At 49.8% G+C, this 13,854-nt stretch carries 11 protein-coding genes and 3 pseudogenes; 5 read left to right on the forward strand and 9 right to left on the reverse strand.

The genetic code is table 11. The features are described from left to right. Window positions 1-90 precede the first annotated feature (90 nt). Window positions 91-1,140 carry a YkvI family membrane protein gene (locus tag J3482_RS06380; RefSeq protein ID WP_206922197.1) on the forward strand — a complete coding sequence of 350 codons (1,050 nt, stop codon included), beginning with the start codon at window positions 91-93 and terminating at the stop codon, window positions 1,138-1,140. Between the two features lie 79 nt (window positions 1,141-1,219). Then, window positions 1,220-2,089 (forward strand): YitT family protein, encoded by an 870-nt coding sequence (locus tag J3482_RS06385; protein WP_146824275.1) that lies wholly within the window; start codon window positions 1,220-1,222, stop codon window positions 2,087-2,089. Between the two features lie 172 nt (window positions 2,090-2,261). On the opposite strand, the gene J3482_RS06390 is transcribed toward J3482_RS06385, so the two are convergent. The 6 genes and pseudogenes from J3482_RS06390 to tnpA all read right to left on the reverse strand — a co-directional run. Then, the gene (locus J3482_RS06390; protein ID WP_146824276.1) at window positions 2,262-2,831 is read right to left on the reverse strand and encodes a YpiB family protein; all 570 of its coding nucleotides are present in this window, start codon (window positions 2,829-2,831) and stop codon (window positions 2,262-2,264) included. A gap of 169 nt (window positions 2,832-3,000) precedes the next feature. Beyond that, window positions 3,001-4,377 (reverse strand): helicase-associated domain-containing protein, encoded by a 1,377-nt coding sequence (locus J3482_RS06395; RefSeq protein ID WP_206922198.1) that lies wholly within the window; start codon window positions 4,375-4,377, stop codon window positions 3,001-3,003. Next, the gene (locus tag J3482_RS06400; RefSeq protein WP_146824278.1) at window positions 4,304-6,031 is read right to left on the reverse strand and encodes a DEAD/DEAH box helicase family protein; all 1,728 of its coding nucleotides are present in this window, start codon (window positions 6,029-6,031) and stop codon (window positions 4,304-4,306) included. Before J3482_RS06400 ends, J3482_RS06395 begins: the two co-directional genes overlap by 74 nt. Window positions 6,032-6,442: 411 nt before the next feature. Next, entirely contained in the window at window positions 6,443-6,625 is a 183-nt protein-coding gene (tnpB, locus tag J3482_RS06405) for an IS66 family insertion sequence element accessory protein TnpB (protein WP_206922199.1), read from the reverse strand. Beyond that, complete coding sequence (locus tag J3482_RS06410) at window positions 6,615-6,779, reverse strand: hypothetical protein (RefSeq protein WP_206922200.1); 165 nt, start codon at window positions 6,777-6,779, stop codon at window positions 6,615-6,617. Before J3482_RS06410 ends, tnpB begins: the two co-directional genes overlap by 11 nt. A 16-nt stretch (window positions 6,780-6,795) precedes the next feature. Then, a pseudogene (tnpA, locus tag J3482_RS22110) lies at window positions 6,796-6,948 on the reverse strand (IS66 family insertion sequence element accessory protein TnpA); the annotation flags it as partial. A gap of 254 nt (window positions 6,949-7,202) precedes the next feature. Here tnpA and J3482_RS06415 point away from each other — a divergent pair. Beyond that, window positions 7,203-7,751 carry a hypothetical protein gene (locus J3482_RS06415; RefSeq protein WP_152498790.1) on the forward strand — a complete coding sequence of 183 codons (549 nt, stop codon included), beginning with the start codon at window positions 7,203-7,205 and terminating at the stop codon, window positions 7,749-7,751. A gap of 172 nt (window positions 7,752-7,923) precedes the next feature. Here J3482_RS06415 and J3482_RS06420 read toward each other — a convergent pair whose 3' ends face one another. Beyond that, window positions 7,924-9,240 (reverse strand): IS1380 family transposase, encoded by a 1,317-nt coding sequence (locus tag J3482_RS06420; RefSeq protein ID WP_206922201.1) that lies wholly within the window; start codon window positions 9,238-9,240, stop codon window positions 7,924-7,926. Window positions 9,241-10,068: 828 nt separating this feature from the next. On the opposite strand from J3482_RS06420, the gene J3482_RS06425 reads away from it, so the two are divergent. Next, a complete protein-coding gene (locus J3482_RS06425) occupies window positions 10,069-11,316 on the forward strand; it encodes an MFS transporter (protein ID WP_206922202.1) in 1,248 nt (415 codons plus the stop codon). Between the two features lie 647 nt (window positions 11,317-11,963). On the opposite strand, the pseudogene J3482_RS20860 reads toward J3482_RS06425, so the two are convergent. Next, window positions 11,964-12,161: pseudogene (locus J3482_RS20860) on the reverse strand (transposase domain-containing protein); the annotation flags it as partial. A 156-nt stretch (window positions 12,162-12,317) separates the two neighbouring features. Between J3482_RS20860 and J3482_RS06435 the strand changes: the two are divergent. After that, window positions 12,318-12,677, forward strand: a complete 360-nt coding sequence (locus J3482_RS06435) for a hypothetical protein (RefSeq protein WP_206922203.1) — start codon at window positions 12,318-12,320, stop codon at window positions 12,675-12,677. On the opposite strand, the pseudogene tnpC reads toward J3482_RS06435, so the two are convergent. Next, window positions 12,647-13,787 (reverse strand): annotated as a pseudogene (gene tnpC / locus J3482_RS06440) (IS66 family transposase); the annotation flags it as partial. The gene J3482_RS06435 and the pseudogene tnpC sit on opposite strands and share 31 nt — an antisense overlap. Between the last annotated feature and the right edge of the window lie 67 nt (window positions 13,788-13,854).

Raw genomic sequence — 13,854 nt, forward strand, 5'->3', positions numbered from 1 at the left:
TTGTACGAAGCATGTCCATTTGCGGCGTTCTGGCATGTTTAAAGATAGTTGTCCATATGTATAAGTGCGGGATAGGAGGGGTGTGTGGTTATGGCAAAACGATGGATGGCTCTACAAGTCGCCTGCGTATATATCGGAACGGTCGTCGGAGCCGGCTTTGCGTCGGGACGGGAAATCTACGAATTTTTTGTTCGGTTTGGCCCCATTGCATATCTTGCTATCGCCTTTGTCACGTTCTTATTTGCGTGGCTCGGGTACCGCTTGATGGCGCTAGGCGCGACACTAGGTGCGACGTCGTTTCGCGACGTCAACGCCTACCTGTTCAAACCCGGATTGCAAAAAATCATTGACGTCGCCTTCATGTTCATGCTCTTTGGAATCACCGTCGCGATGTTGGCGGGAGTAGGCGAACTGTTTAAGGAACACTTTCATTATCCATTTACACTGGGTGTGGCAGTCGCCATCATCATCACCTTTTTCACGATGTTTTTCGGCATGGATGGCCTGATGAAGGTCAACAGTGTGATTGTCCCCACTTTGGTCGTGTTCGTGCTCTATACCGCCATACATACGTGGTTGTCAACGGACAAACTTGTGACCGCATCCGCACTTGCGAGCCCAGTGCACGGTTTTGGCTTCCCGGTCTGGTTGTCGAGTTTACTTTACGCCGCGATGAACATCGGTTTGTCAATCGGCGTTTTAGTTCCGCTGGGAAGTCAGGTCAATGACCTGAAAATCTTAAAACAAGGCGCGGCGATGGGGGCCATTGGCCTGGGCGGAATGCTTGTCGCCGTAGCGTTTGCGCTATTTTCCTATATGCCGCAGGTGACCGCCTATGCCATCCCCATGGCTTATATTGCATCGCACTTTTCACCGTGGTTAACTTCGATGTTCATTGCGGTGTTATTTGGCGAAATCTACTCGACGTTGATTGGAAATGTCTACGCGTTGGCGGTGACACTGACCCGTCGTCGCAAAGCGTTCCTCGTGTATAGTGCCGTGATTCTCGTCATCGCAGGCGCCCTCAGCCACGTCGGCTTTCGGGCAATCGTCGCATACGCGTATACCGCGTTTGGCTGGGTTAGCCTATTCTTCATCTTGATTCTGGCTTTTCACAAATCCCGTTTGCCCCGCGTGTGAACGGCCCCGTATAATAGCCACACGTACAGGTCACATTGGTCTGTGTTGGCATTTACGGATGAAGGAGCTTAAATCAAGCATGTTCAAAGACCCAATACAATGGCTCATGATTGTCGCAGGCGGACTGATTTACTCCATTGGCCTCAACGCGTTTTTGATTGCCAATCATTTAGCCGAAGGCGGATTTGTCGGAATTTCTGTGCTTTTACTTTATGTCTTTCACCTGCCAGTGGGCGTGACGTTCTTCATTCTGAATATCCCATTGCTCGTCGTGGCGTGGCGCATATTTGGCCATGAATTCGTCATCAAGACAACCGCCGGTGTCCTTTGCGTCTCAGTTTTCAGTGAAGTGACCAAATTTATTGCAGTCCCCACGCACGACCAATTGCTTGCTGCTTTATACGCCGGCGTCGTCACCGGCATTGGTCTCGGGCTCATTTTTCGAACAGGCGCAACCACCGGTGGTGCCGACATCATCGCCCGGATTTTGCGCCACTATCGTGGTATGGCGATGGGCAGAACACTGTTTGCCATTGATCTTATTGTCATTTGTGTGGTTATCATCATCATCGGAAAACAAGTCGCTATGTATTCATTGGTTGCCCTTTTCGTCTCTAGCCGGGTCATCGATTTTATGATTGAAGGTGCCCAAAATGGGAAAGCTGTGACCATCATCTCGGACAAGCATATGGCTATCGTCGAGGAGATTCACAAACAATTAGAGCGCGGTACAACGCTGATTCAGGCGACCGGCGGCTACACAGGTACAGACCGCCAAGTCGTTTACTGTGTGGTTGGTCGCGAAGAAGTCGTGCGCGTTCAGCGAATTGTTCACGAGATTGACCCCCTCGCGTTCATGACCATCAGCAACGTCCACGAAATCTCCGGGGAAGGATTTACATTCGGCGATGATCCGCGTCGCAAAAAAGGCTTGCTGCGCAGCCGCTGAGTGCTTTCCACTCGGACCAATGAAAAGACAGCGTTCCTCCAAGTGACAACTGCTGATTGCGAAAATCGGCTTGTTCTACGAAAAGCGCAAAAAAAGACCAGAGTTCCAATTTTGCTCTGGTCTTTCGATTCCCCACTATCTCTGCAACCATGCGTTCGGGGTACGCGCGGCGTCAGATACCGAGTGGTGTGAGCTCACTGCGGTCAAATTCGATCAGGCGCTGACTCGCGGTAATGAAAGCTGTTCTGTCACCGGAGTCGAGGGCGTCGTCAACTTCCTTCATCAGTTGTTTGCGCATATGGGCCCGCAATGACTGGTCGATTACCCACTCCGCTTGAAGCGATAGCATTTCTTTCACCGCCGGATCCATCTCTGGTTTGACGGGTTCCTCTAAGACGGCTGCAAATTCCGGACATGTCGAACGGTCTTTAAAAAACAATCCTACGTAGATGTCTTCATCTGGATGTTGGTACAGGTCTATGAACGCCTGCTCGACATCCGTCGTGACCGGCTTGTTGCGACGGTAATACCGAAACGGCGCGACATGGACACACGTGGTCGACACGACGATGACGCGGGAAAAGTGACGAAAGTTATCGACGAAATGAACGCGTTGCAAGACGTTTTCACGTGTCATCATATAACGCAACAGCATTTCCGCCTCACGACTTTGCAAATCGTAATTGGCCAGAAACCAGCGCAAGAAATGTTTCTTTTCAGCAACTGATACGATGGTTCCCATAGCCATTCTCCTCCCTGATTCACGTTATCTCCTGAGATGTCGGCTGGACGTCGCACGGACGATAAAAGTTGAGAATTGTTTGTTTATTGTATTCTGCTTTGGCACGTACTTTTCCTGCAGACGTCTGTTTTTCTCACTTTTACAGATTCGCCGTTGCGCGTTGCATCTGTCAGGAACTGAGTGGACGTTCTGACGCGTGCATCGTTTCCCACTCGATAAGCGTCCGTTCGACGTTACCTGGAATGGGCCCGATACTCGCTTTGGCCAAGGTGGCTCGCCAACGAGCAAAATCGTATCCGGCTGCCAGTCCCCGTTGAACACTTTGTTCGAGAATCCGGTAAATTCGAATCGAACCTGCACTCAACAGATCTGCAAATTGCGACAGAGCCGATTCAACTTGGCTGTCGTGAACGGTCACCATGACTTCAAAATTGGGCTGAACGATAATTGACGCTTGACTTTGTGATGTCTCATCTACGAGTTGAAGTTCGTCCTGTGTTAGTAATTCTTGACCGAGATTCGTCATTTGAAACCATTGTTCGTCAGATTCTTGATCAAAACCTAGGCGAATGACGCCAAGGTGCGTCAACATTTTCAGAATTCGCTGGTTCCAAACAGCCTCTCTGCTATCGTAGTAGAACTGCGACACCATGGAGCCGCAAGCAGCCAGGACTGAATTCGATTCCACCCACTCCTGTGCCAAGGTCCGAATCACTTCCACAATCTCGCGCAACCGCGGAATCGGCCGTCTGTACAATCGAATGTAAAATTGGAGGATGCGCTGCATCTGTTGCGCGCGCGATAACGCAGTCCACTCTCGAATGGCGTCAGACACGACCAGGGTCTGTTCGTCGGTCTCAATCACAAAATTTTGGTCGTACGCAAAATCATACAGCAAGGCCAACCTGTCTGGGTAGTCGTGTGTACGCCGTCCATAACCAAACCGCCATTCTGGAATGGTGAGATCTTCAGGAACCGAAAACAGTTCCATCAGGCGTTGGACGTGACGTTTGTACATGGCGCCGCCTGTGGTGAGTTGAATTTCGTGGTTGGAGACGTAGTCGATGAACGTTTGGAAATCCTGAACGAGACAGGTCGCCTCATCCTGCTGAATGAGAGGCGGCGTCGTGCGCACGACCACTCGCCCTTTCATCTGGTCGAACAAGTATTTGCGAATGGTCTCGTGGACTTCCATTGGAATGATGTAAGTTGGCCGCAGCGACTGTGTGCGACGCGCGAACAACCACCCCTGTGAAAGGGCGCGATGGAGGGCATTTGCTTCAAACCCTGTCGCCATGAAGAGCGCATCTATCTCTTCTGCGGAGAAAACGTGTCGGTTGGACATACTGATGCGCGTCATCAGATCTCCCCACTCTTGTACCCAACGCTTCGTCAGCTCGTAAACGTGGGCGCGAATCCGCATGGCGTAGAGGATGGATTGCATCAAATCAAGCTTCGAATACAGTGAACAGTCAATCTCCTGATACAGGGCGATACTCCTTAACGTGTCGACCGACGCGTGATTCAGGCACTCGTTTAACTTCATGGACCGTCGTCCCTTCGCTGAGGATATCAGCGGCGGATACCTGTGTGTAGGCGAACCCACGCTCGACCAAATACTGTTGGCGGTGGCGTGCTCTTCTCTCCTCCAGTGTGCTGGTACTGACCAAGGAATAAAAATTCTTCCCACCTGGTTTCGGGCGTAAGACTCGACCCAGTCGTTGAGCTTCTTCCTGTCGGGATCCAAATAACCCGGAAACTTGGATAGCGACATCGGCGTTGGGAAGATCAACTGCGACGTTGGCAATGCGCGACAGCACGAGAATGCGTGTCTGCCCACGACGAAATCGGTCATACTCGTGTAATCGTCGTTCTTTCGGCGTCTCTCCATCTAGCATTGGACAACCGAGACGGTCTGAAACCTGCTGTAAAAACTCGGTGTATTGGCCCATAATGAGAATTTGCGCGCTCGCGTGTTGCTGACACAGGGCCTCAATCACCTGCATTTTGTCTGGATTATCGGCCGCAATCCGATATTTTTGTCGCAATGGGGCCGCATCGTACGATTGTCGTACTTCGTCGCTCAAAGGAACCTGAACCTCTACACATTTCACGTCGGACAAAAAGCCAAGAGCGGTCAATTGGTCCTCATGCGCTTCATACACTTTTGGGCCGATGAGGGAAAACACGTCATTTGTCCGTCCATCTTCACGAATTAACGTCGCGCTGAGTCCAAGTCTACGTGCGCTCGTCAGTTCAGCGGCAAGCCGGGTCAGAGGTGCTGGCAGCAAATGAACCTCATCGTAAATCACCAGCCCCCAGTGGATAGAGGCGTACCGATGAAAATGCGCGTAATCGCCGGACCTGCGCTTTGCCATCAAGCGTTGATAGGTTGTGATAGTGACCGGTTTGAGCGCTTGCCTTCCCTCGTCCAACCCGACTTGCGATTCATCGAGATTGGTCCAGTTCAGAAAATGTTGGAGCCACTGGCTGGCCGAGGCTTCGTTTGGCACCAGAACCAGACCGCTACACCGGAGCTTGGCGAGGCTCGCGACGCCGACGACTGTTTTCCCGGCGCCGCACGGCAGAACGACCACGCCTGCTCCCCCTTTGTGGGCGACGAATTGCTCCACGGCCGCCGCCTGATATGGTCGAAGCTGTAAAGTGGGGGTCAATGAGACGTCTAAGGGTTGTGGCTTAACCTGCGACACCTGGTCATCTACAAGCGGATAACCAGCCTTCGCCAATGCCATCTTCAGCGCTACCCGGGTATCCGCTCGAACAATCGCCGACTGTTGTCGAGCATGAACGAGTAGACGAGCCACTTCAGGATGCTGCCTAATCTGGGACAGTACCTTGGCGCTGCCGCGTAGTTCTAGGCGTCCATTCACCTCTTGTAAAACTAAATCCCCCCACCGTTCCATCGCCTGACAAATATGACTTTGCATACTGGTCGGCAGTGGACTCACTGCGTACTCGCGCAAAAACGTAATCACGTCTGCGGCGCTCCATCCAAGGCGGCATGCGTTCCACAATCGTTCGTGCGTCAGTTCGTAGAGATACATCGGCGGCATGCTTTGACGGCGTTGCGCCACGAGGTCGATTTTGGCGAATGGTGAGCCGTCCTCCACATCCCCCGTCGTATTTCCCGTGACATATAGGAACTTGGCATCCTGAGGATAGATTTGCAGCAAAAACACTCCTTTCCACGTTGGACCGTTTCATCCAGGACTGGTATCCTGTAGTCTTCATTGAAAAGGGACAAAATATGCAAGTTTGAGGAGACAGATTCCATATGCAGGGGATGAGCGTCAAAGCGCGCACACGTATGGCTAGCTCGTCGCTAGGAAGTAGAATCTGAAACATCCCCACCAGCGAGTGATGGGGATGTTTCAGAGCCATAAAGGTTATTTCCGTTTCGGGTGACGTGTTCGTTCAAGCAAGGCTTTAGACCACGGCATGAGCGACGCCATTGCATCAGCATCACTGGTCTCCGTGTTCGGCAACTGTTCTCGTACCATGTCAGTTGCCGGGTCAAGTATTCTACTTTTTGCTCCAATTGCACATTTCGTTGGTGGAGCGATTCATAAGGTTCGATGGCTTCCGCCGCTTCATTTGTCATAGTCTACAAGTTCGACCCAACGTAACTCCCGACGATGGATGGTCACCGTTTCACCGACAGCTTTCTCCGGCCATTGAAACCGCCCCTTCTCCAAGCGGCGATAGTGCAACCAAAATCCCGCTGTATCCCATTCCAGGTAAACCTTCTGCTCAGCATGGCCCTCATTGAGCATGGGTCAGCGCCTGGACAACTTGTTGTAACAGGACCGGATTGAAGCGCTGTCCCACTTCGATGCGGACATTGCCCACTTGAACGATGAGTGTATCTTCCCAAGACGACTCGCCCATTCCTACCGACAGCCACTGGATTTCTTCGGAACGCTCCACCTGGATTCAGCGTACGAAGTTTGCGGGACCAGTACCAGAAGCGGTGAAGGCTGATATTCCGAGCGGCGCACCATGCTGTAGCCGTTTCACCGCTGGCTTGAAATTCTTTCAGTCGTTGCCACCACTCTAGTTGCAGTTCTGTCCTTGACACGATACACACTCTCCTCACGGCTCCGATTCTTAAGGAGATTATCTCGCCCCAATGCCTCTGCTACTAGGTGTGATCGGTTTGACGCATACTTGTATTCTGCAAAAAATTTTCCGTATCAGCAAACACAATATGCATTGTTAAATATCCATTTTAGATCTAAGATGTAAGGCACCATCCCAGTACAGCGATAACTTATTCGAGTATTACAACTCGCTGTTTTATTATGGAATTACAGGGCATTCAATGGATAATTACGTAAAGGTGTGTGACCCATGAATAAGAAATCTCTATCCACGATCGCAACCATCATGTGCTCATGTGTCACAATCGTCAGTATCGCAGGATGTTCAAACAAACATTGGTATACGCCTCAAGCACCGGTGACTGGGATCAAACAAACATGGCAAGTTATGAAAGTTCGTTCGACGAAAGACTCATCAAACACGTTCACACTGGATCTAGGAGTCGCCAGTCAAGGAAAATCCCCAGATTACAGCTTTTGGTTGAGCGATCCGGCATGGTCAAGTGCATCACGTGCAGGCCTCGCCAAAACATTAGGTTCATCAACTGTAGGGCGTCTTATCCCCAAAGCCCCTTATTACTATGAACTTACGATCCCCAACACTGCGAACATTGGAATGCCGGGGACAGCTGTTGCATACGGAAAAGGTGATTCGACAGCTTTAGTCCAATCCGTTTGGTTTGGAGAAACCTCAAACTCAACTATAATTGTTTTTTCTACATCCCAAAAACTTCAATGGACACAAACGTCAGCATCCCCGAAAAATCAAACCATATCCTTTACATGGAACAAAATATAAACCCGGATTTCGACGATTAGGTGATTGAGGTCATTGACCGAGGCGTGTTTTCAAGTATTTGGTGGATTTGTTAGCGAACACGGTGAAATCATGGTACGGAACTAGAGCAATGGACACACTTCCCCCTCCCCAAGCCAGGCTATGAACTCCACTTTTTCAATTGGAAGAAAATCTACGTGGCGGCATGAAGCATGATCAACGACCGATGCTTGGCATACACGGGAAGACGAATGCTCCACTGGCGTGCATGACGCACTAGAATCCCAGGTAGATGGAATAGTCTTCGTCTGAGCCGTCCGGCGGTCCACTGTCGCACCCCTGGTTGAAGCGCGACGTGCTTGTACAGCAGGAGTAGATTATACGCAAGTAGCTTTAGACCTTGCAGCGCTTTGTTGGCATCGAAATTCTGGCTGGAGAATCGGTCAATGGCAAATCCATATTTGGCTTCCTTGATGTGATTCTCAGCGTTACCACGAAAGTTATAGAAGTGCCATACATCCTCGCCGCGCCAGTCAAACGTTGTGGCAATCGCCTCGTATTCCCAGAGCCAATCCGCACACAGGCACTCCTGGGGGTCAATGTCTAAGCGACGCACAATCACGACCCGCCGAGGCTTGTCCCAGGATGTTGCCTGATACATGATGGAAGTAACGTCACAATGTTCCCGGTCACTCTCTGTGATGCAGTGCCAGAGGAGATTTGGCGCTTGCGCCAACTGTGCGAGTCGCTTGGTCCACTTCAGTTTGATGACGTAATCCCGCTGATCTTGCTCCAATATCTGAAACACTTTTTCTCCGGTAAACCCTTTATCCATGCGGACGGCACGAATGTTGACGCCATCCGGCAACTGGTCTTTCATCGCCTTGTAGAAATCCGCAAATCCATCTGATGTATGGGCGTCACCAGAGCGCAACTCATCATAGAGACAACAACCAGTGAGTGAATCAAACGCCAGCAAGGGATGGAAACTCGCTCGTCCGTGATGGTGTGGATTATATCCAACAGCGGACTGTTGCTGCGCGCCATAAACAGTCTCTACAGAGGAGTCGATATCGACCACGATGCCTTGTCCTTTGGGGAGAAGTGACCTTAGGATTTGTCTATGCGCCGAACGTATCGCTTTGATGCCAGCGTCGGAACCGAGCCGCTTGAGGTCCTTATATAACAGAGTCGTATCAGGCAGTTTTGGCACGTCCAACTTCAGCTTCAACAGGGGATCTTGTTCGATGTCCTCAAAGTGGAAAATCCGTTCCTGACCCAGCAAGGAACCGAAAATGACGGTCAGAGCAATATCGTCCATGTGGAACCGGGTGTTTCTGCCCTTGCGTAATCCATGTACCCAAAACTCCCTGTCAATACCCGTTCCCAAAACAAAATCTATGAGACCAGCTGCACCGCCAAAGGAGGTGGCGGCATTCAAATCGTAGCGAGTATGAATTGTAGATCTTTTACGAGCAAACTGGCTTCGTGTATGATTATATTGTTTCACCCAAAAGGTGCTCCTTCCTAGCGAAGATGTGGTTCTTGACAAACTCATCTTAGCCATACGGGGAGCACCTTTTCAATGATTCACACCAGTTCATGAGGACACAATCGTCGAAATCCGGGATTACTAAAAGTAAGCGCGATTTAAACACTGAGATGGAACTCAGATGGCCATTCTTATTACAAAGAGTAAAATCAGCACTGATCCAGTGCGGTCATTCTGGGGATAATCTAAACACCCTGGCACATGACCCATTTCGTGGACCAGCCGTTACAGAAAAGCTCCTTGAACAGGGGTTACCAGAAGCATCGTTTTTGCCTGTTTTGGTCGGAACATTAGCTTTTTCGCGTCCACAAGGGTTAGAGTGGTACCCTCGATGGATAATTAGCCGTGGAATCCGATTGTTGGAAAACGACCCGATTTGGTTTGTGAACGTGGCACTATGGCAATTACTTTCCATCATGGCAAACCCATTTGCTCACTTCGACACATTCGCCGCAGAAGTGAGGGAATTTATTGACCGTTTAGATTTGTTTAGTAGAATCAAGAATCATTCTACGCTCTGTTAATTTCTCTATACACAATACGTAGTCACCAAGTTTTGGAGATTGCACTTATAGGTATTTCGGAGTCGTACTCGCTTCGACATACCCACTGTAGAGAGAGCTGTTGGTCGGAATTGATGTGGATGTCGGTACTGTGGCGGAACTTGCCCGTGATATCGACGTCACCAGCTTTATACAACACCGCCGGTGTACGGTAAGTCGGCGAAATGTTTTGGTCTGCGATATTACTTGCATAGTGGGTGTAATCGTGATGTGAGGTGATGGCATGGGTGGAAAGTTCAAGCTAAAGACAGCTACTCGGACCGGTATCTTTGTTTCCGGCATTGGTGTCTCTGCTATCGGCGATTTCATATATCTGGTTGCTATAAATGTCTTTGTTCTTAATAAGACGCACTCAGCAACAGCAGTTGCCGGGTTGTGGGTTGTATCCAGGATTGCGGCTTTAATAGTAGGACCGTGGATTGGGAGCATTACGGACCGATTTTCCCGTAGGAAGCAACTGATTGGCGTCGAGGCTACCCGTGCGCTATTGATCGGTTTTTTGCCACTCCTATCACACTTGACTTCTATTTACGTAATTCTATTTTTACTCGGCGTTGGCAATACATATTTTGGTAGTCTATTTCTTCCGTATCAAACGTTGCTTGTTCCAGAGGAATCACGAAAACGAGTGAATTCCATTGTCAGCACCTTGCGATACAGTGCCTTTCTGACGGGACCTGCTATTGCTGGTGTGCTCTTGATGCACGGAAGTGCTTCTATCCCTCTGTGGTTGGACTCGATGAGTTTTTTGGTTTCTGCGGCGTCCTTCATCTTGTTGCCTGAATTGGGTGTGCCACAAGCGTCTACGGAGAGAAAGCATCCATGGCGTACTGTTTTTACGGATTGGCAAACTGCAATCCAATTTCTCAATGAGAACCGACTGTTTACCGTCTTATTCAGTCTGAACGCACTCATTGGCATCTTTGCCCTTACGGCAGACACACAAGAGGTTGTCTTTGCTCGGCAAGCACTACACCTTGGGCAACTCGGTTACGGTATGATGGTCACTTCCGCAGGAATCGGATTTGTTGCTGGGTCCCTGCTGTTATCGATTATGTCCAAGCGGCTCAGTACAATATGGCTTCTAGGTATCGGAACTCTGTTCAATGCGCTGGGATATCTAGCGTATGCTTTGGCACATTCTTTCTGGGAGGCTGTTATCGGACTTATCATTTTAGGGTTGTTTGGCTCAAGTGCGAGTGTGGGCTTCACTACATACACTCAAAAAATAATGCCGGTATCGCACATGGGAAGAATCAATAGCGTGGTCGGCCCACCTCAACAATTGCTAAACATCGTGTTTATACTGTTTGGTGGTTTTGTAGCCACTTGGTTGGGAGTACGTAGCTTAATGGTCGGAATAACAACGTTGATGAGTTTGGCAGCACTGGTCATAGTATTTGTTGCATATGTGCCGAGTAATCAGCGACAGCTAAAGGATTCCGCCTCGAACAATGCTTGTTCAACATAAGGGGGCTTATACGCAATGAAGCCCGCACCGCCCAATCCACATAAATATGACAGCGCGGCAATTGGAACGCCGCGTCCGCTTATATTTTTAAGCTTAAAACACATGAGTGTAAAAAGTGCGCCACAATTCAACTGCATAGTAGTACAAAACCGCGCATATCCGAACGCTACGTTACGCGTGAGGAGATTCCGTTGCTGAACGAAACACAAATGGGCCGCCAGCAAAACTCGTACTTTCCTTGGGTCAAAGTTCTGGTCAATAGTACGTCGCAAAAGCAAGAAACGAGCCACGGTTGTCATCGCACATAAGTGAGCGTCAAAGCACGCACACGTATTGCTAGCTCGTCGCTCGGAAGTAGAATATAAAACATCCCCACCAGCGAGTGATGGGGATGTTTCAGTTCCATAAAGGTTATTTCCGTTTTGGGTGACATGTTCGCTCAGGCAAGGCTTTAGATCACGGCATGAGCGACGCCATTGCATCAGCATCAATGGTGCCCATGTTCGGCAACTGTTCGAATAGTGAGCGTCAAAAAGGGCACACCTAGTATTTCGCCAGATGTTATGGCATAAAAAACAAATCATCCCCGCCCATCGGCAGGGATAATTGTCGTGCTTATTTGGTTTTACGCCGACCTCAATGTGCTCCGGTAGCTCCTCTGACCATGGCAGTAGGGTGTTTAAGGCATCCGGTTCCTCACAATCAAGATTGGATAACTGCTCAAACAGATGTTGGAGATACGAGACTGGGTCTAGTCCATTTTCTTTTGCCGTTTCAACGAGACTATACGTGATGGCACTTGCCATTGCGCCCTTCGGCGTGTTGGCAAACAGGAAGTTTTTTCGATTATGTTCGCGCGAACATAATCGAATTATGTCCTCGAGCTAGTTATGTGCTATAACACGGCAGTTGGCCTTTAGAGCTTGGCCTATGGCTATTGTACTGACAACATAATCATGTTACCCGCTTGTCGGGAAAAAACCATTCGAGGTGACATGATTATGGGATTTGTAGCGGCAAAGGATTTCCAACAAGATTTGCTGAAGGAGGAGTATAGACCAGCAACTGTGAGGCAGTATGGTGAGATTATTCAAAAGTTTCAGTCATTGTCTATGGAGCATGACCCGGCGCACAGCTTGTCCCATGACACTTTGATCGCCGAGTACCTGAATCCGGATGACGCTATTGCCAACCGCCCGGGAGATTACAAAATCGTTAGAGCAGCACTGCATGCCTATCGGCGTTATCTCATCAAGATTGGCCATTCTCTACCCCATCACGCTGAATATGACCCGATCGAACAGGTGATTGACGGCTATATAGTTTATTTGGCAGAAACCGCGGGGCTTAAGAGTTCATGACGTTGTTCCGCCATCTTATCTTTGAGCCCACGCTTTATCTTGAATAACTCATTGCAATACAGGAGTCCAACTCGCGCAGCAGTTGGCATTTTCTGATCCGACGATGGCAGTGACTTCACTGCTTCGTCAAACTTGCGCCGCGCATGTGCCCAGCATCCAACGAGTGTCGCGTTCTCTACATCGTGGTATCCGCTATATCCGTCCACGTGCAGATAACCCGCGAATCCCTTCAGGAATTTCTTCGGATGCTCTTTCGACCGACTTTCTTGATAGTCGTAGAGCACAATGGGCGGGCCGTTGTTCCCACTTCGATACAACCACATGTAGGAATCTGACGTTGCAGCCCGGCCAGCTTCATGCAATACCTGCAGCGTTGTCTCGTCGGCATGAAGGTACTTGCGTGCAAGCAGTTCAGTGTGGAGGCGGTCGTAGAGCAGCCGCAACCACCGATGCGCACCTGTGACCACCCAATTGGCCAGCGTCTGCCGGGATAATGCCACGCCCTGTCTTGCAAACTGTTGTTCCTGGCGATATAAAGGCATCCCCTCAACGTACTTCTTACCCATGACATACGCCACAGCAGATGCAGATGCGAAACTTCCCGGAAACGCGGGGCCATTTTGCTCACATGGTCGACAGCCATAGATGTACTGCACATGCTCCACGACCAGTACCTTGGCCGGGATGATTTTTAACTCGCGCCGCACCTGCGTACTCATTTCATGCATGGGTTCACCGCAACAGGGACAACCAAGCTCTTCTTCCGGCAACCGGTATTCTACTCGCTCTACCGGCAAATCTTTGAATCACTCTTCGCGTTGACCGGATTGCTTCTTAATTCCGCTCATAGGTGATGGTTTCCGTCTCCGGTTGTTCTTGAAGTAACGGCTCAGACGATTCAGATGTCCACTCCGCCTCGTTAAATAACCGGATTTGGATGTCGCTCGACCGCTCACTTTGTGTCCCGAACTGTTGATGCCGAGAGAGGCGCACTTGCTTCGTGAGCCAGTTCAACTGTGCCTTCAGGTGTGCATTCTCTCGTTCTAAGGCTGTACACCACGCCTCTAGATTTTCAGTTTTGTCCGGGGTATCCGTTCTCGTATTTTCCATGTATAAGGTTTCGACACAAGACATCCAAATCTCTTGTCGTGACTGCGTTTTCGAGCGGGTTTTTTCA

Origin of the sequence: Alicyclobacillus suci, from assembly GCF_017329615.1 — a bacterium.
GTDB classification, from domain to species: Bacteria; Bacillota; Bacilli; order Alicyclobacillales; family Alicyclobacillaceae; genus Alicyclobacillus; species Alicyclobacillus suci.